Origin of the sequence: Frondihabitans peucedani, assembly GCF_039537585.1 — a bacterium.
Taxonomy (GTDB): domain Bacteria; phylum Actinomycetota; class Actinomycetes; order Actinomycetales; family Microbacteriaceae; genus Frondihabitans; species Frondihabitans peucedani.
On the sequence record NZ_BAABAU010000001.1, the window covers coordinates 1,353,131 to 1,376,996 of the forward strand.

Sequence of the window (23,866 nt, forward strand, 5' to 3'; positions counted from 1 at the left end):
TCCTCCGGGTGGACCTGCGCCCTCGACCGACCGGCGACGGCGGGTACGCTGCGAGGACACTTCGACAGCCAGGGGGGCAGCCATGCTCGACCACTCGTCCGGGACGCCCTCGTCGGCGCTCCGAGCCGTCGCCCTCAGCTGCCTGGCCGTCTCGCTCCTGGCGGTCACCGGCTGCTCCTCGACCCGGCCGTCGACCGGCGCGGAGACGACGGGTGCGGTCACGCCGGGCGCGGAGACGACGCCGCCGGCGACCAGCACCCCTCCTGCCCCCGGCGCCCCCGGCCCGATCACGGCCGGCAGGATGCTCGGAGACGCCGTCGCCGTGTCGAGCGTCACCGACACCCTCGGCACGTACGCCCACGTGGGCCTCTCGCCGCAGGCGAAGGCCGCCGCCTTCGATCCGGCCCTGGTCGACCCGGACTCCGAGAAGGGCCTGTTCGACGCGGCGCGACTCGCCTCGGCTCAGAGATGGGTCACCGGGTTCATCGCCTCCGAGACGCTCGACTCTCCGGCGCTCGACGTCGCCCGGAACTACCCCGCCTGGAGCGCGCGGGCGGAGGAGGACTCCGTCGCCCCCGGCGGCTCGGCGCTGCTCGACGCGGGCACCGACGGGACGAACGCGATCACCTGGAACGCGGCCGGGACGAACATCGTCCCGCGCCTGATCCGCGACGGCGGACCGCGGATGACCAGAGAGACCGTCGACGTGACGAGGGTGTACCCGTTCACCGACGGCGGTCCCGGCCCCGCCATCGCCTTCTTCGTCACCGCCGAGGCCGACTACCGCGTCTCGGACGAGGCTGCCAGGGCCTACGTCGAGGCGCGCGACCCGACCGACAGCGCGGCAACCCGCGAGAGGAAGACCGTCCCCGCGCTCTACGACGGCACGGGCGAGAACTCCTTTCCGGTGAAGGGAACGCTCGTCTACTCGGTCGTCCAGCGGGAGTCGTCCTGGAGGATCGCCGGGGTGAAGGTCACCTACGACACCCCTCAGACCTGGCAGAAGTAGCCGCCGCGTCCGCGGTCGGCGAGCCGTCGCCACGGGATGACACAGTTCACCGGCGCGACCGGTCGACCCGCTAAGGTACGGGCCCGATGAGCACGCTTCCCGAGACGCCGATCCTGCCCGAGCGAGGACTCCTCCGCGGGTCGGCCCGCACGCCGGAGGCGCGGACGCTGGTCGACGTGCTGAACGCCACCGTCGCCCTCCACCCGGAGGCGTCGGCCCTCGAGGACGAGCGCGGAGCCCTGAGCTACCGGGAGCTGGCGATGCGGGTCAGGCAGGTCGCGCTGGCCCTCGCCGCGGCGGGCGTCGGCCGGGGCGACCGGGTCGGGGTGCGGATGCCGTCCGGCGACCGGTCGCTCTACGTGGTGATCCTCGGGGTCCTCGCCGCGGGCGCCGCCTACGTGCCGGTCGACGCCGACGACCCGGAGGAGCGGGCAGCCCTCGTCTTCGGCGAGGCGGGGGTCGTGGGCGTGGTCGGCGCGGGCGGGATCCTGCGACGCGGCGAGGAGGCGGTCGCGCTCCTCGCGGGTGCGGCCCCGGGCCCGATCGGCTCGGCCGTGATCCTGCCGTCCATCGCGCAGCCGGACGACGACGCCTGGATCATCTTCACGTCGGGGTCGACCGGCACGCCCAAGGGCGTCGCCGCGAGCCACCGGTCGGCTGCCGCCTTCGCGGATGCCGAGGCCCGGCTGTTCCTCGCCGATGCCGAGGCGGACGACGCCGACGTCTCGGGCCCGCTCGGCCCCGGCGACCGCGTCCTGGCGGGCCTCAGCGTCGCGTTCGACGCGTCCTGCGAGGAGATGTGGCTCGCCTGGCGGAGCGGCGCCTGCCTGGTGCCGGCGCCCCGCTCGCTCGTCCGGAGCGGTGCCGACCTCGGGCCGTGGCTGGTGCTGCACGGCATCACCGTCGTCTCGACGGTCCCGACGCTCGCGGGGCTCTGGCCCGCCGAGGCGCTCGACAGCGTCCGGCTCCTCATCTTCGGCGGCGAGTCGCTGCCGCCCGAGATCGTCGACCGCGTCGCCACCTCGTCGCGCGAGGTCTGGAACACCTACGGCCCGACCGAGGCCACCGTCGTCACCACCGGAGCCCGCGTCTTCGCGGGCGAGCCGGTGCGCATCGGGCTCCCCCTCGACGGCTGGGACGCCGCGGTGGTCGACGCCGACGGCCACCCGGTCGCCGACGGCGAGGTGGGCGAGCTGATCATCGGCGGCGTCGGGCTGGCCCGCTACCTCGACCCGGCGAAGGACGCCGAGAAGTACGCGCCCCACGAGGGGCTCGGCTGGGAGCGCGCCTACCGCTCCGGCGACCTGGTGCGGTTCGAGCGCGACGGGCTGGTCTTCCAGGGCCGAGCCGACGACCAGGTGAAGGTCGGCGGCCGGCGCATCGAGCTGGGCGAGATCGAGGCGGCGCTCCTCGGGCTGGACGGCGTGGGCGGGGCCGCCGCCGCCGTCCGGAAGACCGACGCGGGCAATCAGATCCTGGTCGGCTACCTGGCCGTGCAGGATCCGGTCGACTTCGATCGCACCGAAGCGCTCGGCCGGCTCCGCGAGGAGCTCCCCGCCGCCCTCGTGCCGCTGCTGGCGCTCGTCGAGGGCGACCTGCCGACGAAGACCTCCGGGAAGATCGACCGCGACGCACTCCCCTGGCCGCTCCCTCAGACCTCGGTCGACACGGCCGACGGCGGCATGACGCCCGACGAGCTGCTCCTCGCCGCCGACTGGCAGGCGGTCCTCGGGCTCCCCGTCGACGACGCGACCGCGAACTTCTTCGACCTGGGCGGCGGATCGCTCGCCGCGGCCCAGCTGGTCGCCCGCATCCGGCAGCGCGATCCCGAGTTCACGGTCGCCGAGATCTACGCGCACCCCCGGTTCGGCTCGATGGCCGACGCCCTCGCGGTCCGCGTCGGCTCCCGGGAGGCCCCGAGCGACGACTACCACCGCAGCCGGCCCACCCCGCTCCGGATGCAGTGGCTCCAGACCCTGCTCGGCCTCCCCCTCCACATCCTGAGCGGTGCGCGCTGGGTGACGTACGCGCTCACGGCCTCCAGCATCCTGCACGCGGCGTCGCCGGAGTTCCGGGTGCTTCCCACCGCAGCGCCCTGGCTCCTGGTCGTCCTGCTGCTCGTCTTCGTGACGCCGTTCGGGCGGATGGCGATCTCGGTCGTCGCCGCGCGCCTCCTCCTCTCCGGGGTCCGGGCCGGCGACCACCCGCGCGGCGGCGGCGTGCACCTGCGCCTGTGGCTCGCCGAGCAGATCGCCCACCAGATCGGCGCGACGGGCCTCGCCGGCGCCCCCTGGATCAGCTACTACGCCCGAGCCCTCGGGGCCAGGATCGGGCCCGACGTCGACCTCCACGCGCTGCCCCCGGTGACCGGCATGCTCCGCATCGGCCGCGGCGCCTCCATCGAGCCGGAGGTCGACCTGTCCGGGTACTGGATCGACGGCGACGTGGTGCGGATCGGCGCTATCCGAATCGGCGCAGGATCGACGGTCGGCATGCGGTCGACGCTGCTCCCGGGCACGCGCATCGGCAAGAACGCGTCGGTCGCCCCGGGGTCGGCCGTCTTCGGCCGCGTCCGGTCGGGGCAGGAGTGGGCAGGATCGCCCGCGGCCCGCGTCGGCAGGAACCGCACCTGGTGGCCCGCCGAGCGGCCCGGCCGCTCCCGCCGGTGGCTGGTCGCCTACGGCCTGTCGTCGGTCGTGCTCTCGCTGCTGCCGGTCGCCTCGCTCGCCGCGGGAGGAGCGGTGGTCGCGACCGGCGTGGCGGGAGCCGCGACGCTCGGCGAGGCGTTCTGGCTCGCGCTGGCGCTCCTCGTGCCGGGCGTGCTCCTCGCCGGCTTCACCGCGTCGATCCTGGTGATCGCGCTCGTCCGGCTGCTCGCGCTCGGTGTCACCGAGGGGACCGTGCCGGTGCGGTCGCGGATCGGCTGGCAGGTCTGGAGCACGGAGCGACTGCTCGACCTGGCGCGCACCTTCCTCTTCCCGCTCTACTCGAGCCTGTTCACGCCGGTCTGGCTCCGGCTGCTCGGGGCCCGCGTGGGCCGCGACGTCGAGGCCTCGACGGTGCTGCTGCTGCCCGCGATGACGACGATCCGCGACGGCGCGTTCCTCGCCGACGACACGCTCGTGGCCTCGTACGAGCTCGGCGGCGGGTACCTCCGGGTGGCGCGCGCCGAGATCGGCGAGCGCGCGTTCCTCGGCAACTCGGGCATGACGGGCCCCGGGCACTCCGTGCCGCGCGACGGCCTCGTCGCGGTCCTGTCGGCGGCCCCGCGGAAGTCGAAGGCCGGGTCGTCGTGGCTCGGCTCGCCCGCGGTCCGGCTGCGGCGGACCGTGGCCGTCACCGACGCGGCCAGGACGTTCAGCCCGCCCGTAGGCATCCGGGCCGCCCGCATCCTGTGGGAGCTCGGCCGCTTCGTGCCGGTCGTCGTCACCTGCCTGATCGGTCTGGGGCTCGTCTTCGCCCTTCTCGCGCTGACGTCGGCGATCGGCGTCGGCTGGACGATCCTGGTCTCCGGCGCGGTCATGCTGGCGGTGGGCGCTGTCGCCGCCGCGGTGTCGACCGCGGCGAAGTGGGCGCTGATCGGCAGGATCCGGGTCTCGGAGAAGCCGCTCTGGTCGAGCTTCGTCTGGCGGAGCGAGGTCGCCGACGTGTTCATCGAGCTCTGCGCGGCGCCCTGGTTCGCGCAGGCCGCCTCCGGAACCCCCGCACTCGTCTGGTGGCTGCGGTCGCTCGGCGCCACGATCGGCCGGGGCGTCTGGACCGACAGCTACTGGCTGCCCGAAGCGGATCTCGTCACTCTCGGCGACGGGTCGACCGTCAATCGGGGCTGCGTCGTGCAGACGCACCTCTTTCATGATCGAATCATGAGCATGGACACCGTCACCCTCGATCCCGGCTCGACCCTGGGTCCCCACAGCGTCGTCCTCCCGGCGGCGACGATCGGGTCGCATGCGACCGTCGGCCCGGCGTCGCTCGTGATGCGCGGCGAGGGCGTCCCGGTGGGCAGCCGCTGGTCGGGCAACCCGATCGGCCCGTGGCGCGAGGTGCGCTTCGCCGACTACCACGCCACCGCGAACGCGTGATGGCCGCCGCCCCGGGGCGACGGCGGAGCTACCTCCCCGACAGTGGGAACGCCGGCTACCGCACGCTCTCGTACGACCTCGACCTCGCGTACCGCGTCGCCACCAACCGCCTCGACGGCCAGGCGACGATCCGCGCCGTGGCGACGGCCGACCTGTCCCGCATCTCGTTCGACCTGACCCGGCTCCGCGTGTCGAAGGTGCGGGTCGACGGCACCAAGGCCGCCCGCTTCACGCAGTCGGCCGCGAAGGCGGTCGTCACGCCGGCCCGACCGGTCGAGGCGGGCCAGGAGTTCGTCGTCGTGATCGACTACTCCGGTGATCCTGCGCCCCGGAACAGCCCCTGGGGCACCGTCGGCTGGGAGGAGCTCACCGACGGCGTGATCGTGGCCGCGCAGCCGAGCGGCGCGCCGACCTGGTTCCCCTGCAACGACGACCCCGCCGACAAGGCGACCTACCGCATCCGGGTCAGCACCGAGCAGCCCTACGCGGTCGTCTGCAACGGGAGCCTCGCCCGGCGCGCGACCCGCTCCGGCCGCACGACCTGGGAGTACGTGCAGCCCGAGCCGACGTCGACCTACCTCGCCACGGTGCAGATCGGCCGGTACGAGCTGGTCCCGGCGGCCCTCGCCGGCGTGCCCGGGGTGCTGGCCGGGCCGCCTGCCCTCCGCTCGCGCATCGGGCACGACTTCGGCACCCTGCCCGAGATGATGGAGTGCTTCACGGCCCGCTTCGGCGACTACCCGTTCGAGGGCTACAGCGTCGTCGTCACCGAGGACGACCTCGAGATCCCGCTCGAGGCCCAGGGCCTGGCGATCTTCGGAGCGAACCACGCCGACGGCCGCTCCGGCTCCGACCGCCTGATCGCGCACGAGCTGGCTCACCAGTGGTTCGGCAACAGCGTGGGGCTCGCGAGCTGGGGCGACATCTGGCTGAACGAGGGCTTCGCCTGCTACTCCGAGTGGATCTGGTCGGAGTACTCCGGCGGCTGGTCCGCAGCCCGGCACGCCGCCGCCGCGCACGCCCGACTCTCGAGGCTGCCGCAGGATCTCGTGGTCGGCGACCCCGGGCCCGACGACATGTTCGACGACCGCGTCTACAAGCGCGGCGCGCTCACCCTCGCGGCACTCCGGGCGAGGGTCGGCGACGACGCGTTCTTCGAGATCCTGCGCACCTGGACGACGCGGCACCGCCACGGGGTCGTGTCGACCACCGACTTCGTGGAGCTCACCGTCGAGCTGGCGGGCGACGACACCCTGCGGGAGCTGTTCACCGCCTGGCTCGACCGGCGGCCGCTGCCCGAGCTGCCGCGGTAGGTCGCGTCGTGGCACGGGTTCCGGCTCGAGACACGCGACGTAGCGCGTGACTCGGGCCGGAATGCGTGCCGCGAGACCCGCGCCGACTACCGGAGCTCGGAGGGCGGGCCCGCAGGATCGCCCGCGGCCGGGAGCCGGAGCTGCATCCAGCCGACCGAGTGCCAGGCCCCGAGCTTCCAGCCGATGTCGGGGTAGGTGCCGACCTGCTCGAACCCGAGGGCCTCGTGCAGGCCGACGCTCGCGTCGTTCGGCAGGGTCATGCACGCCATGGCCACCCGGAAGCCCCGCTCGGCGAGGCGGGGCAGCAGCGCCGCGTACAGGGCGCGGCCGCCGCCTCGGCGCGAGGAACCCTGCTCGAGGTAGACGCTCACCTCGGCGGCCCAGCGGTAGGCGGCGCGCCTGGCGAAGGGGCCCGCGTAGGCGTAGCCGAGGATTCGCCCGGCGCCGTCGGGCTGCGCCTCCTCGAGCACCAGCCAGGCGTGGCCGAGCTGGGCGTCGGCGATCCTGCGCTCCATCTCGGCCGTGTCGGGCGCCGACTCCTCGAAGGTGATCGCCGTCGACTCGACGTAGGGCGCGTAGATCTCGCGACAGCGCTCGGCGTCGGCGGGGGTGGCGTCTCGGACGACGTGGCTCAGCATCGCACCATAGTAGCGATTTCGAGTCGTATAGTGACAGCATGACGGACGCCCTCACCGCCTCGCTCGCCGCAGCCCTCCAGAGCGCCCGGGCCGGCCGCGACCTGAGCGTCAGCGCCCTCGCCGAGAGATCCGGCGTCTCGCGGGCGATGATCGCCAAGATCGAGCGCGGCGACGTCCAACCCACGGCGGCACTCCTCGGCCGGCTGACCGGGGCCCTCGGGATGACCCTGTCCGAGCTGATCGCCCAGGCGGAGGAGCGCGGAGCACCGGGCAGGATCGCCAGGCGCTCCGACCAGTCCGTCTGGCAGGATCCCGAGACGGGCTACCGCCGGCGGGCCGTCTCGCCTGGCGCGGGAGGTCCGATCGAGCTCGTCGAGGTCGAGCTGCCTCCCCGGGTGCGCATCGCCTACCCCGCCGACTCCTACTCGTTCACGCACCACCAGCTCTGGGTGCTCGAGGGCTCGCTCCGGTTCGACGAGGGCGACACGACGCATCGACTGGGTGCGGGCGACTGCCTGCAGCTCGGCGCGCCGGTGCCGTGCGCCTACGAGAACGAGACGGACGAGCCCTGCCGCTACCTGGTCGCCCTGGCCCGACGGGCTGTCTGAGGTCCGGCAGAATGAGGGAGTGACTGATGCAACCGCCCTCGTCGTCGAGCACGTCGACTGGAACGACCCCCGCGCCGAGCTGCTGCGCGACAGCATGGAGGTCGAGATGTCGGCCCGCTACCGCGACAAGAACTCGGCGCAGACGCCCGAGCAACGGGCAGCGCTGCACGACGCTCTCGCCGTCGACCCGGCGAGGGTCTTCGTGACCGTGCTCATCAGCGACTCCGCGGGAGTGCCGGTCGGACACGCGGCGCTCCGCGACCTCCGCGGCGAGTGGGAGATGAAGCGCGTCGTCGTCGATGCCACCCGCCGCGGTGCCGGCATCGGTGCCCGGCTCATGACCGAGCTCGAGGCCGCTGCCCGCGCGGGCGGCGCACACCGGATCATCCTGCAGACCGGCGACCGCCAGCCGGAGGCCGTCCGCCTCTACGAGCGCTCCGGCTACACGCCGATCCCGATCTACGAGCCCTACGTCTCGACGATCCCGTTCTCGCTCTGCTACGAGCTGGTGCTCGACTAGCGCGACCCCACCACGAGAGAGGCGCGGGCGCGAGACGCCCGCACCAGAGCGGCGTTCCGCTCGTCGGGGCCCGTCGCCCAGGCGCGGGCGGCGTCGGGGGTCTTGCCGAAGGCGACGTGGCGGGCGGCCAGCCACTCGAGGCGCTGCTCCTGCGGGGTGTCGACGAACCAGACCTCGTCGAGCGCCTCGGCGACGCGCGACCAGGGCTCGCCCTCCAGCAGCAGGTAGTTGCCCTCGCTGATCACGACCGGCACCTCCGGGGCGACCAGGATCGAGGAGCCGATGCTCTCCTCCACGTCGCGCACGTACTCCGGCGCGTAGACGCTCTCGCCCTCCTTCTGCGCCCGCAGCCGCCCCAGCAGGGCCAGGTAGCCGAACGCGTCGAAGGTCTCGGGCGCGCCCTTCCGGTCGGCGAGGCCGAGTCGTCGGAGCTCCGCGTTCGAGAGGTGGAAGCCGTCCATCGGGGCGACCACGGCGTCTCCGAGAGCCTCCGCGAGCGCCGCCGCGAGAGTGCTCTTGCCGGAGCCGGGCTCCCCCGCGATGCCGATCAGCACGCGGGATCCCGGACGGCCCCGCTGGAGGGCTCGGACACGGTCGACCAGGACGGACATCTGCACGGGACCAGTCTGCCGCCTGTGACGGTCGGGTGAACTCCGGAGGGTTCCTGAGCACTCGGGCCGACAAGACAGGCGACAATGTCGACATGGAACCCGATCTGAGAATCGTCAGCTACAACCTCCGCGAGCACCTCGCGATCGGTGAGCTGCATGAACTCGTCACCGCTCACACGATGGACGTGCTGTGCCTGCAGGAGTGCGACAGCACCGACATCCCCGACGAGATCAACGGCCTCACGCTGGCGGCGTCGACGAAGACGAACCGGCTGGGCCTCGCGCTGTACTACCGGAAAGACCGGTTCGAGCTCCTCGGCACCAGCCTCTTCGCGCTGATGAAGTCGATGCACGACCGCGTCATGGCCCCCGCGCACGAGCGGCTGCTGGCCGCGCGGCTCCGCGACCGGACCACCGGCCAGGAGCTGATCGTGGCCGACTTCCACGCCGCTCCGCTGACCGCTACGAACGCGCTCCGCCGCAAGCAGATCGGCCTGGCGCACGAGAAGCTCAGCGAGCTCGCCGGCGGCATCCCGACCGTGATGGTCGGCGACTTCAACTACCCGTGGTTCCGGCAGGGCCTCCGGAAGCACCTCCTGAAGACCGGCTACGAGCTGTCGATCACCGACGAGCCGACCTACGCGCGCCCCGGCTTCAGTGGTCACTTCGACTTCGCGACCACCATGGGGATGCAGATCGGGAGCGTCTTGTCGCTGCCGCAGGGCAAGTCCGACCACCGTCCGATCCTGCTCCTCGCGAGCGTCGCCGCCGTCCCCGCCTGACGCCGGAGACGACAGGGGACGCCGTTCCCAGTGAACCCGCAGCCCGGATGCCGGTGTCTTGTTGCTCAAGATACGTAATCTGATTAGTATCTTGACTACGCCACTGATCCGGCGGTGGCGGGAGCTCTTTTATTCGGGTAAGAGACTCCCGCCCATTCTCTTTGGTGCCTCTTAAGCAGGGACGCCGCTCTCGGCCCAGGGGCGCCGTCTCCGCTCACGCACCGCCTCCGTATACTCGGGTCACGCCTCCCCTCCCGGGTGAGCGCTCGGGGCGATGAGGGGACGGTCATGCGCGACGACACGAATCCGCGCACGCTCCTCCGCGAGCGGATCCACGGGCAGATCCTGCAGGCGATCCTCGACGGCACCCTGAAGCCGGGCGACCGTCTGCGCGACGACGAGCTCATCGCGTGGCTCGGCACCAGTCGCGCACCCATCCGCGAGGCCCTGACCCGGCTCGCCGACCTCGGCGTCGTCGAGATGTCGCCGAACCGCTTCACGAAGGTGGCCCACGTGTCGCCGCGGCTCTACGCCGAGAGCGCCGCCGTCTGGGCGACGCTCGTGACGCGCGGCATCCACTGGGGCATCCTGGCGTTCCCGGCCGACGAGCTGCCGCTCCTCGAGCGCCTCAACGACGAGCTCCGAGCGTCCGACCCGAACGACTTCCCGCCCGGGCCGACAGTGATCGACCGGTTCGTCGGCGCGATCCTCGGCCACTGCAGCAACGAAGTGCTGCTCGACAGCATCCACACGCTCGACCCGGTACTGCAGCTGGGCGTCAACAGCTACAAGGGGTTCCTCCGGTCGGAGCCGATCAGCGCCTACTTCGCCGAGCTCGTCCGCCGCTGCCGCGACCACGACGTCGACGGGTACGAGGAGGGCATGCGCGCGTTCCTCGCCGGCCCCATGCACGGCTACATCGAGGACGTCACCACGGCGAACGGCTACGAGCACTTCGAAGGGACCTACGGTGCCCGTACCGAGAAGTAGCGGCGGCGGGGAGTACTCCGCCTCGGCTCAGCCGACCCGACGGCTCCTGACCGACGACGTCTTCGACCGCCTCACCGACGAGATCGTCCGCGGGTCTCTCGCGCCCGGCGAGCGGATCCACGACCAGGATCTCGCAGCCCGGTTCGGTCTCTCGCGCGCCACCATCCGGACGGCCCTCCTCCGACTGGCCGACCTCGGACTGGTCGAGACCGTCCCCAACCTCTTCACGCGCGTCACCCCCATCCGCATCTGCCGGTACCTCGACGCCCAGGACACCGCGCGGGCGCTGTCGGTGTTCGCCGTGCGGTACGGGACCCCCGTCCTGACCGATGCCCAGGTCGAGGCCCTGCAGGTGTGGGCGACCCGGCTCGGCGACCGCGACGCCGTCTCGCGCGAGGCCATCTTCGACGGAGCGGCCAGCGGCTTCTTCCTCGTGTTCCAGTCGGCCCTCAGCAACCGTCCGCTCGACCGGGCGCTCCTCCGGCTGCGGCCGCACCTCCAGCGGGTCATCGGCCAGTACTCGCACCTGCTGCCGGCGCGCGAGACCGACGCCGTGCTCCTCGAGGTCGTCGCGGCTGCCGCGCGCCGCGACGCCGACGCCGCGGCCAGCGCGATGACGGCGTACTACGACGGCCCCGTCGAGGTCTTCCACGCGCGCCTGCGCGAGCAGCCCGAGCTCAGCGCCGACTAGGGCTGCTCTCTGCCCGGCGCGAGGGCGACCCGCCGCGGCCGGTCGACCCGGGCATCCTGGGCGGCCGTTTTGTGTACCCGTGTGACGAGCGGCTGTCGACCGGCTCGCGGCCCGGGCTAGCCTTCGGAGACCACCGCCACACGTCTCCCGAAAGCCGGTACCGCAATGACCTCCTCCGAGTTCGACTTCGACACCCGTCAGATCCACGCGGGAACGAGGCCCGATGCGGAGTTCGGCGCGCGCCTCCCACCCGTCTACCAGACGGCCGGATTCGTCTTCGACTCGTTCGACGACGGCGAGGGGCGCTTCAACGGCACCGTCGCCGGCCCGGCCTACTCGCGGACCGACAACCCGACGAACGCCGCCGTCGCCCGGCGCCTCGCCGACCTCGAGGGCGGAGCCGGCGGCCTGCTGACCTCGAGCGGGACGGCCGCGATCGCCGCGACGCTGAACAGCCTCGCCGTCGCCGGCGACCACGTCCTCGCGACCGACAGCCTCTACGAGGGCACCCGCACCCTCTTCTCCAACAGCTTCGGGCGCCAGGGCGTCGAGATCGAGCTGCTGCCTGCCGACGCCCCGCTCGAGGTCTGGCAGCGCGCGATCCGGCCGACCACCAAGGCGCTCTTCACCGAGACGATCCCGAACCCGAAGAACGACGTCGTCGACCTCGAGCGCCTCGCGGGCATCGCTCGCGCCGGCGGGTTCCCCCTCATCGTCGACAACACCGTCGCCACGCCGTACCTCAACCGGCCGATCGAGCACGGCGCCGACCTCGTGATCCACTCGACCTCGAAGTGGCTGTCCGGGCACGGGGCCGTCATCGGCGGCGTCGTCATCGACGCGGGCACCTTCGACTGGGACTCCCAGGCGTCGAGGTTCCCGAACATCGCCTCCCCCAGCACCCGCGGCGTCGCCTCCTTCACCGAGCGGTTCGGCCGCCTGGCGTTCCTCACCTACCTGCGGAGCGTGACGGCGCTCGACTACGGCCCGACGCTGCCGGCGACCAGCGCGTTCATGCTGCTCCAGGGCATCGAGACGCTGTCGCTGCGGATGGACCGCCACGTCTCCAACTCGCTCGCGCTCGCCCAGTGGCTGGAACACCGTGACGAGGTGACCTCGGTGTCGTACCCCGGGCTCGTGACCGACCCGTCGTACGCCCGCGCGCAGAAGTACCTCCCCCAGGGCTCCGGCGCGGTCGTGACGTTCGAGCTCGCCGGCGGCCGCGAGGCGTCGCGCGCCTTCATCGACTCGCTGCAGCTCATCAGCAAGATGACGCACCTCGGCGACGTCCGGACGCTCGCCATCCACACCGGCTCCACGATCCACGGACACCTGACCGAGGCCGAGCGCCTCGAGCGCGGGATCACGCAGGGCACCATCCGCCTGTCGATCGGGCTCGAGAGCGTCCGCGACCTGCGGGCCGACCTCGAGCGGGCGCTCGGGGCGGCGGCTGCGGTCGCCGGTAGCGGTTCGGGTGCGCTCGCCGGGGCCGGGTCGGCTGCCGGGTCGGGGGCTCCTTCGGACGCCGCTTCAACGGACGCCGCCTCGCTGGACGCCGCCTCGACGGAAACCGACGACGCCGAGGCGGCCTGACGGCGCCCCGCCCGCGTCAGTAGCTCGTGTTGCGGACGGCCGTCCCGAACGGTCGCGTGCCGAGCGGCACCGGCTGCGCGACGAACGCCGCCGCCCAGAGCTTCGTGACGGACCAGCCCAGCACGACCACGAGCAGGGCGTTCCGCGCGGCGAGCAGGATCAGCACCAGCGGGTGCAGCGCGATCAGGGCGAAGTAGAACGTCGGGAACACCAGCGTCGTCAGCACGGCGACGGCGAGCAGCAGGATCGCGGGCGTGCGCCAGTCCGGCGGGCGGAGCACCAGCCCGACGGCCACGATCGGCGTGAGCCACAGCATGTACTGCGGCGACCCGACCTTGTTGAAGACGATGAACGCGGTCGCGAGACTCAGGGCGCCGACCAGGACCAGGTCGACCTCCTTGCCCATCGGGTGCACGAGTCGCGAGAGCCGCCAGGTCGCGATCGCGAGCAGGACGACGAGCGCGCCCATGACGCCGAGCATCACCCAGGTTCCGTTGGCGACGACCCAGGCGTCGCCCGGGCCGGTGACCTCCTCGGTGATGAGGGTCGAGTCGTGGAACAGCCGGGCGCCCGCGACGCCGAGCATCGACATCCAGAGCCACGGGGTCGACAGGGGCGCCTCGATCTGGAGCGGACGACCGTTCTGCTGGTTGACGAAGCTGTCGAGGTGCGACGCCCCGCCGCCGAGGACCACCGCCAGCGTGATCGCCGCGCTGACCGCCGCACCGGTGGCGAGGACCACCCAGCGCCTGGTCGACGCCACGATCACGGCCACGATCACCGCGGCGGGCCACACCTTGATCCAGGTGGCGGCGGCCAGCAGGAGCCCCGCGATGCGCGGCCGCGACCCGAGGAACAGCATGCCGACGACCACCATCGGAGCGGTGAAGCCCTCCAGCCGGAGCAGGTCGACCGGGGCCAGGATGCCCACCGTCAGCACCCACCATCCTGCGGCCGTCTGCGTGCGGAGCAGCCGCCCGCGCCTGATCAGCGCCTGCAGGGCGATCCCGTTCGCCGCCGCGACGAGCACCAGCCAGACGACCGTGTAGAGCCCGGGGCCGAAGACGCGGGGCAGCAGGATCGGCACGAGGGCGCCGGCCGGGTAGACCCAGTCGTACCCGAACACCGGCCAGATGCCGCCGCCCAGCGCCTCGGTCGCCCAGTTCGAGTAGACGGGCAGGTCGCCGCCGAGCTCGCCGCGCCGCATCATCGGCAAGAGGAGCAGGAACACCGCCAGGTGGATCACGACGAGCGCCGTCCAGAGCACGCGGGGGCTCTCGCGGAATGCGCGCCACCCCTCGGCGGCTGTGCGGTCGCGGCCCGCCCGCGAGGCTCCGGCGGTGAGGGACGGAGATCGCGAGGTCACGCTCAGAGCTTAGACAATCGGCGAAGGCCTTCCTGACCCTTCGCCGAGGGGCCCGCCGGATGGTTCACCACCCGTTCACGGGTCGCGTCTACGCTCGCCGCAACAGGAAGGGGCCTCTCATGGATGTGCTCATCACGGTGACCCTCGTCATCGTCGTAGCCCTCGTGTTCGACTTCACGAACGGCTTCCACGACACCGCGAACGCGATGGCCACCTCGGTCGCGACCGGTGCCCTCAAACCCCGCACCGCGGTGCTCATCTCGGCCACGCTCAACCTCGTGGGGGCGTTCCTGTCCACCGAGGTCGCGAAGACCGTCTCGAGCGGAATCATCAAGGAGGGCCCGGGCGGTGTCGACATCACCCCGGTCATGATCTTCGCCGGGCTCGTCGGCGCGGTCCTGTGGAACCTCACCACCTGGTACCTCGGCCTCCCGTCCTCCTCGACGCACGCGCTCTTCGGCGGGCTGATCGGAGCGGCGGTCATCGGGGCGGGGTTCAACTCGGTCGACTTCGGCGTGGTCCTGTCGAAGATCGTCGTCCCGGCCGTCGTCTCGCCGCTGGTCGCAGGATCGGTCGCGCTGGTCGCCACGTTCGCCGCCTACCGCCTCACCAAGAACGCCCGGGCCCGCGGATCGGAGGCCGGCTTCCGCCACGGCCAGACAGTCTCCGCCTCGCTCGTGTCGCTCGCCCACGGCACCAACGACGCCCAGAAGACGATGGGCGTGATCACGCTGACCCTGATCGCCGCGGGCTACCAGGGCAAGGGCACCGGGCCGGAGCTGTGGGTGATCCTGGCCTGCGGTCTCGCGATCGGCCTCGGCACCTACGTCGGCGGCTGGCGCATCATGAAGACCGTCGGCAAGAACATCACCGACGTGCAGTCGCCGCAGGGCTTCGCCGCCGAGACCTCCTCGGCCGCGACGATCCTGATCTCGTCGCACCTCGGCTTCGCGCTCTCGACGACGCAGGTCACCTCCGGCTCCGTCATCGGTGCGGGCCTCGGCAAGAGGCTCGCCATCGTCCACTGGGGCGTCGTGGGCAGGATCGCGACCGGCTGGGTGGTCACGCTCCCCGCCGCCGCCCTCGTCGGAGGCGTCGCCGCCTTCATCGCCTCCACCTCCACCGTCGGCCTGGTCGTCGTCGCCGTCCTCGCTGTCGCCGCGGGTGTCACGTTCTACACCCTCGCCCGCCGGAAGCCCATCTCGGCGGCCGATGTCGCGGGCGACTCGTCCGACGAGGCGCCCGTCCTCGCAGGGGAGGCCCGCTGATGTTCCTCGGAGTCGACTGGGGCGCGTTCGTCGTCGTCTTCCTCGTGGCGCTCGCTGCGACCGCCGTGGTGATGCTGGCCTTCTCGCTGGGCCTCAGGATCCTCGCGGACGGCGAGCTCGAGGGTGCTGCCGGCCAGCCAGCGGCGCGGCGCTCAGCGCCGCGCTCGCTGGCCGGCTGGGCCTGCATCGCCGTCGGTGCTGCCGCCGTGCTCTTCGCGCTGTACCTGATCATCCCGCAGTTCCACGGCGGCTAGCCCCGCCCCTCCCGCCCACAGAAGTCGCTCTCGACCGCAGTTCTTTGCGGTCGGGAGCGACTTCTGCGGTCACGAGTGGAGGAGGGGGACTCCGGCCCCGCGCAGGGCCAGAGCGAGCCGCCGGGGTGCGTGCACTTCGGCCCAGTCGGTGCGGACGACCTCCCGCACCTCGGGCAGCCGGAGGAGCCTCCGCTCGCGCTTGCGCTCGTCGAGAGCGACGCGCTCCGCGCTCCGGCCGCCGCGGTAGCGCGCCTCGGTGTACTTCGCGTCGCCGTCGAACTCGAGCACGACCCGCTGCTCCCCGAACCAGAAGTCGACGAATCCCACGCGCCCCTCGGCGTCGCGGAACTCCTGCTGCAGGATCGGCGCGGGGGCGCCGAGCTCTCGGAGCACGACGCGCGTCAGCGACTCCCCCGGCAGTTGAGCCCGGCCGTCGGCGAACAGGACCGCGGCCCGGGCAGCCCGGGCCCCGTGTACCCGCCCGGACGCCTCCAGCTCGGCGAGGAGCCCCTCCTCGTCGACGAGGCCGGTTCGGAGGGCAGCGTCGAGCACGGGGACGCTGCTGCGGAGCCTCCCGCGAAGGGCGAGGTCGACGCAGGTCCGGAGCATCGACGTGACCCGCTGCCCGTCCACCTCGACGACGGAGCCCTCTGGAAGAGGTCCGCAGTGCGTCACGACTCCTGCTGAGCGGCGACCGCCTGTCCGCGCAGGATCGGTGACGTGCACCTCCGTCGGGCCTCGGCCCTCGAGAGGCAGTCCGTGAAGCGCTGCGGCGGACTCGTGCGACACGACCACGCGGCCCGCGAGCCTCGGCAGCACGGCGCGCAGCCGCAGGCGGTGGCGCGCGACCGCGTCGAGCCGCGCCCAGTCGTCGCTCGGGGTGAAGACGCCCTGGTGGAGGCGGACGAGTGCGCCCCGCGCGGCAGCGCGCCGGAGCTCGGCCGCTTCGGGCGAGGCGCGTGCGTGGGCCGCGGTGCGGTAGAGCGGCGGCAGATCGTCGACGAGCATGGGGCGAGGATGCCAGCTGCGTCGTCATCGATCCTGCTCGCACCCGCCTCCTGTGGACACCGCCCCGGCGCCCTGCGGACAGACGTCGTGACCGCAAAGGCGGCTCGCGACCGGAAAGATCCGTGGTCGCGAGCCGCCTTCGCGGTCGAGAGTGAGCCGAGGGCTACAGGCCCCGCGCCAGCCGGTGGTAGGCGGCGTTCCACTGCACCTCGCGGCGGAAGTCGCGGATGCGGGTGTCCTCGTCGATGACGAGCAGCTCGGTGCCGGCCATCAGCGCGAAGTCCTCGAAGGCCTCGAGCCCCACAGCGGTCGACATGACCGTGTGGTGGGCGGCGCCGGCGGTGAGCCAGGCCTCCGCGGAGACGGCGAACGACGGGCGCGGCTCCCAGACGGCCCGGCCGACCGGGAGGTTCGGCAGGTCGGCGGTCGGCGGGACGACGTCGACGACGTTGGCGGTGAGGCGGAAGCGGTCGCGCATGTCCGACAGGGCCACGACGACGGCGGGCCCGGAGTCGGCGGTGAAGACCAGGCGGACCGGGTCGTCCTTGCCGCCGATGCCGAGGGCGTGGATCTCCAGCGTGGGCTTCGACGAGGTCAGCGTCGGCGACACCTCGAGCATGTGAGCCCCGAGGATCTTCTCGGCGCCGGGCGTGAGGTCGTAGGTGTAGTCCTCCATGAGCGAGGCGCCGCCGGGGAGGCCGGCACCCATCACGTTGGCGGCCCGGACCAGGATCGCCGTCTTCCAGTCGCCCTCCGCGCCGAAGCCGTAGCCCTCGGCCATGAGCCGCTGGACCGCGAGCCCCGGCAGCTGCTTGAGCGCGCCCAGGTCTTCGAAGTTCGTCGTGAACGCACCGAAGTCGCCCGCCTCGAGGAAGGACCGCAGCCCCAGCTCGATGGCGGCCCCGTCGCGCAGCGACTGGTGGCGGTCACCGCCGGGAAGGAGCGAGGGGACCACGTCGTACGAGTCGACATAGACCTGCACGAGAGCGTCGATGTCGGCGTCGGAGGCATCAGCGACCGCAGAAGCCAGCTCGTTGACGCCCCAGGTGTTGACCGAGACGCCGAAGACGTGCTCGGCCTCGGTCTTGTCGCCCTCGGTGACGGCGACGTTCCGCATGTTGTCGCCGAAGCGGGCGAGCTTCAGGGAGCGGGTCGCTGCCCATCCCGCGGCGGCGCGCATCCAGGTGCCGATCTGGTCGACGACGCGCGGGTCGGACGCGTGACCGACGACGGTCTTCCGGGCGACGCCGAGGCGCGACTGGATGTAGCCGAACTCGCGGTCGCCGTGCGCAGCCTGGTTCAGGTTCATGAAGTCGAAGTCGATCTCGGCCCAGGGCAGCTCGACATTGGCCTGCGTGTGGAAGTGCAGGAGGGGCTTGCGGAGCTCGTCGAGGCCCTTGATCCACATCTTGGCGGGGCTGAACGTGTGCATCCAGGCGGTGACGCCGATGACGTCGTCGCGGGCGTTGACCTCGAGGGCCGTGCGGCGGATCGCGTCGGAGTCGGTCAGGACCGGCTTCCAGACGAGCCTGACGGGGATGCCGGCCGACTTCGAGAGCGTGTCGGCGATCTCCTGCGACTGCTCTGCGACCTGGCGGAGCGTCTCTTCGCCGTAGAGGCCCTGCGATCCGGTGAGGAACCAGACCTCGTAGCCGTCGAGAGAGGTGGTGAGTGTCATTTCGAAGTGCTTTCTGGCGCTTGGCCGTAGACGTTCTGGTAGCGGTCGAAGAGAGCGTCGATGCTCTCCTGGGGGATGGGCAGGGGGTCGCCGAGCTGGCGGGCGATGTGCACGGTGCGCGCGACGTCTTCGGCCATGACGGCGGCCTTGACGGCGTCTCTCGCGTCGCGGCCGATGGTGAAGACGCCGTGGTTCTGCATCAGGACGGCGCGCGAGCGGTGCCCGGTGAGGGTCGCCACGATGCCGCGGCCGATGGAGTCGTCGCCGATGATCGCGAACGGCCCGACGGGGATCTCGCCGCCGAACTCGTCGGCCATCGCCGTGATGACGCAGGGGATCGCCTCGCCGCGGGCCGCCCAGGCGGTGGCGTAGGTGGAGTGCGTGTGCACCACTCCCCCGACCTCGGGCATGTTGCGGTAGACGTAGGCGTGAGCGGCCGTATCGGACGAGGGCGACTTGTCGCTGCCGGGCGTCCCGGCGACGACGTTCCCGTCGAGGTCGCAGAGGATCTGGTTCTCGGGGGCGAGGTCGTCGTAGCTCACGCCGGAGGGCTTGATGACGAAGAGGTCGGCGCCGGGCACGCGCCCGGAGACGTTGCCGCCGGTCCAGACGACGAGGCCGTTGCGGGTCAGCTCGGCGTGGAGGGCGGCGACGGAGGCGCGCGTGGCGGCGATCGCCGCGTCGACGTCGGCGCCGGCGCTGCCGGCGGGGGTGGAGGTGCTCATCGGATCAGGCTTCCTGTTCTGCCGTGGGGGTGGCGGTGACGGGGGTGGCGGCCGCCGCCGCCTTCTGCAGCGGCAGGGCGGCGCGGTAGCGCTCGAGGTACGCGGCGAAGCCCTCGAGGTCGACCTCGGTCGGCGCGACGACGACGGCGGCCCCGGGCTCGAAGACGCGCGTGCTGAGGTACTCGCTGAGGGGCATCTCCGACGCCGAGCGCAGGTACGACGCCAGGATCGCGATCCCCCACGCCCCGCCCTCGCCCGCGGTCTTCTCGATGGCGACGGGCACGCGCACGGCGGCCGCGAGCAGCTGCTGGGCCGCGCCCGGGGTGCGGAACAGCCCGCCGTGGGCGAGGAGGTGCTCGACGGCGACGTCCTCCTCGGCGAGCGCCTCCATCCCGATGCTCAGCGTCGCGAACGCGGCGTAGACCTCGGAGCGGATGAGGTTGCCGAGGGTGAACCGGCTGTCGGGCGAGCGGAGCAGGAGCGGCCGGCCGTCCTCGACGCCGGTGATCGGCTCGCCGGCCAGGTAGTTGAACGACAGGAGTCCGCCGGCGTCGGCGTCGGCGGCGAGCGCCTCGTCGAGGAGGGCCGCGTACACGGCGTCGGGCTCGAGGGGCGATCCTGCGGCGTCGGCGAAGCGCCCGAAGACGCGTGCCCACGCGGCGAGCTCGCTCGCACCGTTGTTGCAGTGGACCATGGCGACCGCGTCGCCGACCGGCGTCGTCACGACGTCGAGCTCGGGGTGGACACGACCGAGCTGCCCCTCGAGCACGACCATCGCGAAGATGCTGGTGCCGACGCTGACGTTCCCGGTGCGCGGCGCGACCGAGTTCGTCGCCACCATGCCCGTGCCCGCGTCGCCCTCGGGCGGGCAGAACGGGATCCCCTCGCGCAGGATCCCGGCGGGGTCGAGCAGCCGGGCGCCTTCTGCGGTGAGGCGCCCCGCCTCCTCCCCCGCGGTCAGGACCTCCGGCAGCAGGTCGCGGAGGACCAGGTGCGGGGCGCGGGCGGCGAGGCGGTCCTGCGCGATCTCGAGGAGGCGCTCGTCGTAGTCGTGCGTCGCCGGATCGATCGGGAACATGCCGGAGGCGTCGCCGACCCCGAGCACGTCGCGTCCGGTGAGGGCGCGGTGGACGTGACCCGCGAGGGTCGTGAGCGAGGCGATGCGGGCGAAGTGCGGCTCGTCGTCGAGGACGGCCTGGTACAGGTGGGCGATCGACCAGCGCAGCGGGATGTTGAAGGCGAGGGCAGCGCTCAGCTCTTCGGCCGCCGGGCCGGTGGAGGAGTTCCGCCAGGTGCGGAACGGGACCAGCAGCTCGCCGGCCTCGTCGGAGGCGAGGTAGCCGTGCATCATCGCGGAGACGCCGATCGCGGCGAACGACGAGGGGACGACTCCGAGGCGCTTCTCGGTGTCGGCGGCGAGGTCGGCGTAGGCGGCCTGGAGCCCCGACCAGACGGCGTCGACCGGGTAGGTCCAGCGCCCGTCGACGTACTCGTTCTCCCACTCGTGGCTGCCGGAGGCGATCGTGACGAAGGAGTCGTCGATCAGGCAGGCCTTGATGCGGGTGGAGCCGAACTCGATGCCGAGGGTCGCGCGCCCCTCCGAGATCAGCGTGGCGGCGGCGGTGTCGCCCGGCGGAGGGGTGGTCATGGGGACGTCCTTGTCTTGCGGTGGATCGGGAGCCCTACCAGTGTGGCATGTGAGCGCTCACTTCGAAAGCCCCGCCGTGCTGGAGCGCACGACGAGCTCCGGTGCGGCGGCGGCCGGCGCAGGATCGGCAGACCCTCCGAGCAGGGACTCGACGGTCGTCATGATCTGCCGGCCGAGGGCGGCGAAGTCCTGGCGGACCGTGGTGAGCGGCGGGATGAAGTGCGCCGCCTCGGGGACGTCGTCGAAGCCGACGATGCTCACGCGGCCGGGGACCTCGATCCTGCGCTCCGAGAAGGCGTGGAGGAGGCCGAGCGCCATCTGGTCGTTGGCGCAGAAGACCGCGGTGAAGGACGGGTCGTCAGCGAGCTGCAGGCCGAGGCGGTAGCCCGACTCGGGGGTCCAGTCGCCGCGGACGACCGGCGGCGCCTCGAGGCCGAGCGAGGCGAGGGCCTCTCGCCAGCCGCGCTCGCGCTCGGTCGCGTCGGTCCACTCGGCGGGGCCCGCGACGTGGACGATCGAGGTGTGCCCGAGCGAGGCGAGGTGGCGGGTGGCGAGGTCGGCTCCGGCGAACTGGTCGAGCGACACCGAGACGAGCCCCTCGAGGGCGGTCGAGTCGGCGGTGACGAGCGGCACGCGGACGTCGATCGCCTGCACGGCCTCGATGGCGTCGGAGTCGGGCGCGATCAGCACGATCGCCTCGACGTTCTGGCCGAGGAGGGCGTCGACCGCGGCGCGCATGCCGGCCCGCATCGTCACCGCGTCGGCGGCGGGCAGCGTTGCGATCGAGACCTGGTAGCCGGCCTGCCTGGCCGCGCCGTCGAAGCCCTGCATGATGCTCGACGGGCCGAAGAGCGGACCGCCGGTGGAGATCAGGCCGAGCGCGCGGGTCTTGCGGCTGGCGAGGGCTCGGGCGGCGGCGCTCGGGCGGTAGTTCAGCTTCGCGATGGCGTCGTCGACCTTGGCCCTGGTGGCCGGCCGGACGTTCGGGTCTCCGTTGACGACGCGCGAGACCGTCTGGTGCGAGACGCCCGCCTCGGAGGCGACGTCGAAGATGTTGGCCACAGCGCGAGTCTAAACGGCAGGTGACGCCCGGAGCATCGGGCGCAGGATCACGCGGGCCCGGCAGCTGAGGCGAGGAGCGCGTCGATCTCGGCCGACACGGGTGCGGTGGCCGGGCCCTGCCGGCCGACCGCGATCGACGCGGCGGCGTTCGCGCGCCTGGCCGCGCTCTCGAGCGACTCTCCCCGTGCCAGTGCCGCGCACAGGACGCCGCAGTGGGTGTCGCCCGCCCCGGTCGTGTCGAGGGCGCGGACCGGGAAGCCGGCGATCCGGCGCGCGGACGTCTCGCCCCGCGCCCGCAACCAGCAGCCGTCGGCGCCGGCGCGGACGACGAGTCGATGCACCGCGTCGAGCCGGGGCCCCAGGATCCGCGCCTCCCGCGTGTTCGCCGTCACGATGTCCGCGCGCTGGAGCACCCCGTCCAGGTCGTCGGGGTCGAGGGTCCCGACGAGCGGCGACGGGTCGAAGACGACGACGATGCCGGCGGGGAGCCCGGCCGCCCAGGGGCCGACGACGCCGGGCGAGTGGGCGAGGCTGTAGCCGGAGACGGCGACGGTGTCGCCGGGGACGAGGACAGTCCGGTCGAGATCCTGTGTCGTCAGCAGCGCCTCGGCGCCCGTGTGAGTGACGAAGGTCCGCTCGGCGTCGCGGTCGATCAGCACGACCGAGTAGCCGGTGTCGACGTCTCCGACCGGGCCGGTCGCGCGGATGCCCTCGCGCGACAGGGCATCGGCCACCAGCGACGCGAACGGGCCGGTGCCGCGGGCTCCGACATGGACGGCCTCGAGACCATCGCGCGCCGCTGCCGCCAGGGTGTTGAACGCGCCGCCGACCTGGATCGACGACGACGACGCGAGGACGTCGGAGCCGCGCTCCGGGAGCTCGTCGACGGTGAGGGCGACGTCGACGATGACGTTGCCGGTGTGGACGAGGCGCGTCACTCGGGCTCCGTCGGCGCGGCCGGTGGCTCGACGGGACCGGGCGTCGCCGCCGCTCCGGGCACCACCGGAGCCCCGGCGTCGCGCAGCGCGAGCAGGCCGTCGACGACCGGCTCGAGGTCGAGCCCGTTCACCCGCACCACGCGCGTCACGGCCTCCCCCGGCCAGACCGCCATGCCGTGCACGGCGCCGAGCACCGCGCCGGCGATGGCCGCGATCGTGTCGGTGTCGCCGCCGACGCTCGCCGCGTCGCCCAGGGTGACCCACGGATCCTGCTCGAGAGAGGCCAGGGCGAGCGCTGCGACCACCGACTCCTGGGAGGCGACCGACGTGCCGACCACGTCGAAGAGGGCGTCGAGTCGCGACGCCGCCGGCACCAGCGGCAGCCACGAGCGCACCCACTCCACGCGCGCCGCGATGTCGCCGCCGGCCACCCAGACGCCTCGGCGAGCGCCCTGGCGGGCCGCGTCGACCGCGACGTCGACGGCCTCGGACGCGGTCGCCCCGTCGATCCCGGCGCTGACGGCCGCGGCCACCGCCGAGGCGGCCGCGATCCCGAGCCCGGTGTTGTGGGTCGGCGAGCTGGCCTCGACGACGCGGTCGACGAGAGCTGTCAGGCTGCCGGGCGGGGTAGCGATCCCGACCGGGGCGATGCGCATGGCGGCGCCGTTCGTGGTGCCGCCCGATCCCGCCTCGGAGACCGGGACCCCCTGCTGGATCCGCAGGACCGCCGCCTTCGTGCTCGGGCCCAGCAGGTCGAGCGAGCCGCGGGCCTCCATGGCCGCCTCCCACTCCACCAGCCGCTGGGCGAGCAGCAGCGGGTCGATGCGGCCGCCGCCCTCGATCAGGAGCTGTGCCACGAGGAGCGCCTGCTCGGTGTCGTCGGTGATCGTGGCGGCGTGCATGCCGTGGGCGATCCGCTGGTGGGGCCCGGCGTCGACGAAGCGGGTGATGCGCCCGTGGTCGAGCCGGATCTCGGCGAGCGCCATCGACTGCGTCGGCATCCCGAGGGCGTCGCCGATCGCGAGCCCGGTGAGCGAGGCCAGCGCGCGGTCGCGCCGAGAGGGGTCGCCGTCCATGGGCCC

General features: G+C 72.8%; 21 protein-coding genes. 11 read left to right on the forward strand and 10 right to left on the reverse strand.

Annotated elements, in window-relative coordinates; genetic code table 11:
- Positions 1–82 precede the first annotated feature (82 nt).
- From ABD733_RS06265 to ABD733_RS06275, 3 genes are all read left to right on the forward strand, one after another.
- Positions 83–1,009: a hypothetical protein gene (locus ABD733_RS06265; RefSeq protein WP_344794159.1), complete on the forward strand. Its 927-nt coding sequence runs from the start codon at positions 83–85 to the stop codon at positions 1,007–1,009.
- 86 nt (positions 1,010–1,095) lie between these two features.
- Positions 1,096–5,091, forward strand: coding sequence for a Pls/PosA family non-ribosomal peptide synthetase (locus ABD733_RS06270; RefSeq protein ID WP_344794161.1), 3,996 nt, complete (start codon positions 1,096–1,098; stop codon positions 5,089–5,091).
- The gene (locus tag ABD733_RS06275) at positions 5,091–6,404 is read left to right on the forward strand and encodes a M1 family metallopeptidase (RefSeq protein ID WP_344794164.1); all 1,314 of its coding nucleotides are present in this window, start codon (positions 5,091–5,093) and stop codon (positions 6,402–6,404) included. The genes ABD733_RS06270 and ABD733_RS06275 overlap by 1 nt, the downstream gene beginning before the upstream one ends.
- A gap of 86 nt (positions 6,405–6,490) precedes the next feature.
- Here ABD733_RS06275 and ABD733_RS06280 read toward each other — a convergent pair whose 3' ends face one another.
- A complete protein-coding gene (locus ABD733_RS06280) occupies positions 6,491–7,042 on the reverse strand; it encodes a GNAT family N-acetyltransferase (RefSeq protein WP_344794166.1) in 552 nt (183 codons plus the stop codon).
- Between the two features lie 38 nt (positions 7,043–7,080).
- On the opposite strand from ABD733_RS06280, the gene ABD733_RS06285 reads away from it, so the two are divergent.
- Together ABD733_RS06285 and ABD733_RS06290 are read left to right on the forward strand one after the other, a co-directional pair.
- Positions 7,081–7,650, forward strand: a complete 570-nt coding sequence (locus ABD733_RS06285) for a helix-turn-helix domain-containing protein (protein ID WP_344794168.1) — start codon at positions 7,081–7,083, stop codon at positions 7,648–7,650.
- Between the two features lie 19 nt (positions 7,651–7,669).
- Positions 7,670–8,170 carry a GNAT family N-acetyltransferase gene (locus ABD733_RS06290; protein WP_344794170.1) on the forward strand — a complete coding sequence of 167 codons (501 nt, stop codon included), beginning with the start codon at positions 7,670–7,672 and terminating at the stop codon, positions 8,168–8,170.
- Here the strand turns inward: ABD733_RS06290 and ABD733_RS06295 are convergent.
- Entirely contained in the window at positions 8,167–8,781 is a 615-nt protein-coding gene (locus tag ABD733_RS06295; protein ID WP_425552897.1) for a nucleoside/nucleotide kinase family protein, read from the reverse strand. The genes ABD733_RS06290 and ABD733_RS06295 overlap by 4 nt on opposite strands.
- Before the next feature lie 92 nt (positions 8,782–8,873).
- On the opposite strand from ABD733_RS06295, the gene ABD733_RS06300 reads away from it, so the two are divergent.
- The 4 genes from ABD733_RS06300 (at position 8,874) to ABD733_RS06315 (ending at position 12,837) form a co-directional block, all read left to right on the forward strand.
- Entirely contained in the window at positions 8,874–9,563 is a 690-nt protein-coding gene (locus ABD733_RS06300; protein WP_344794172.1) for an endonuclease/exonuclease/phosphatase family protein, read from the forward strand.
- Positions 9,564–9,851: 288 nt separating this feature from the next.
- Positions 9,852–10,553, forward strand: a complete 702-nt coding sequence (locus ABD733_RS06305; protein WP_344794174.1) for a GntR family transcriptional regulator — start codon at positions 9,852–9,854, stop codon at positions 10,551–10,553.
- Positions 10,534–11,244: a GntR family transcriptional regulator gene (locus ABD733_RS06310; RefSeq protein WP_344794176.1), complete on the forward strand. Its 711-nt coding sequence runs from the start codon at positions 10,534–10,536 to the stop codon at positions 11,242–11,244. The genes ABD733_RS06305 and ABD733_RS06310 overlap by 20 nt, the downstream gene beginning before the upstream one ends.
- A gap of 165 nt (positions 11,245–11,409) precedes the next feature.
- Positions 11,410–12,837: an O-acetylhomoserine aminocarboxypropyltransferase/cysteine synthase family protein gene (locus ABD733_RS06315; RefSeq protein ID WP_344794178.1), complete on the forward strand. Its 1,428-nt coding sequence runs from the start codon at positions 11,410–11,412 to the stop codon at positions 12,835–12,837.
- 16 nt (positions 12,838–12,853) lie between these two features.
- Here the strand turns inward: ABD733_RS06315 and ABD733_RS06320 are convergent, their stop codons facing one another.
- A complete protein-coding gene (locus tag ABD733_RS06320) occupies positions 12,854–14,203 on the reverse strand; it encodes a glycosyltransferase family 87 protein (protein ID WP_344794180.1) in 1,350 nt (449 codons plus the stop codon).
- 119 nt (positions 14,204–14,322) lie between these two features.
- Between ABD733_RS06320 and ABD733_RS06325 the strand changes: the two genes are divergently transcribed.
- The gene (locus tag ABD733_RS06325; protein WP_344794182.1) at positions 14,323–15,471 is read left to right on the forward strand and encodes an inorganic phosphate transporter; all 1,149 of its coding nucleotides are present in this window, start codon (positions 14,323–14,325) and stop codon (positions 15,469–15,471) included.
- Positions 15,471–15,725, forward strand: coding sequence for a hypothetical protein (locus ABD733_RS06330; RefSeq protein ID WP_344794184.1), 255 nt, complete (start codon positions 15,471–15,473; stop codon positions 15,723–15,725). The genes ABD733_RS06325 and ABD733_RS06330 overlap by 1 nt, the downstream gene beginning before the upstream one ends.
- 69 nt (positions 15,726–15,794) lie before the next feature.
- Here the strand turns inward: ABD733_RS06330 and ABD733_RS06335 are convergent, their stop codons facing one another.
- From ABD733_RS06335 to ABD733_RS06365, 7 genes are all read right to left on the reverse strand, one after another.
- Positions 15,795–16,733 carry a hypothetical protein gene (locus ABD733_RS06335; RefSeq protein WP_344794186.1) on the reverse strand — a complete coding sequence of 313 codons (939 nt, stop codon included), beginning with the start codon at positions 16,731–16,733 and terminating at the stop codon, positions 15,795–15,797.
- Positions 16,734–16,896: 163 nt separating this feature from the next.
- Positions 16,897–18,411, reverse strand: a complete 1,515-nt coding sequence (gene araA, locus ABD733_RS06340) for an L-arabinose isomerase (protein ID WP_344794188.1) — start codon at positions 18,409–18,411, stop codon at positions 16,897–16,899.
- Positions 18,408–19,136, reverse strand: a complete 729-nt coding sequence (locus ABD733_RS06345) for an L-ribulose-5-phosphate 4-epimerase (protein ID WP_344794190.1) — start codon at positions 19,134–19,136, stop codon at positions 18,408–18,410. Before ABD733_RS06345 ends, araA begins: the two co-directional genes overlap by 4 nt.
- Positions 19,137–19,140: 4 nt before the next feature.
- Positions 19,141–20,784, reverse strand: coding sequence for an FGGY-family carbohydrate kinase (locus tag ABD733_RS06350; protein ID WP_344794192.1), 1,644 nt, complete (start codon positions 20,782–20,784; stop codon positions 19,141–19,143).
- A 57-nt stretch (positions 20,785–20,841) separates the two neighbouring features.
- Positions 20,842–21,846 carry a LacI family DNA-binding transcriptional regulator gene (locus tag ABD733_RS06355; RefSeq protein WP_344794194.1) on the reverse strand — a complete coding sequence of 335 codons (1,005 nt, stop codon included), beginning with the start codon at positions 21,844–21,846 and terminating at the stop codon, positions 20,842–20,844.
- A gap of 47 nt (positions 21,847–21,893) precedes the next feature.
- Positions 21,894–22,784: a PfkB family carbohydrate kinase gene (locus ABD733_RS06360; RefSeq protein WP_344794196.1), complete on the reverse strand. Its 891-nt coding sequence runs from the start codon at positions 22,782–22,784 to the stop codon at positions 21,894–21,896.
- Complete coding sequence (locus tag ABD733_RS06365; RefSeq protein WP_344794198.1) at positions 22,781–23,860, reverse strand: ADP-ribosylglycohydrolase family protein; 1,080 nt, start codon at positions 23,858–23,860, stop codon at positions 22,781–22,783. Before ABD733_RS06365 ends, ABD733_RS06360 begins: the two co-directional genes overlap by 4 nt.
- Positions 23,861–23,866: the final 6 nt, after the last annotated feature.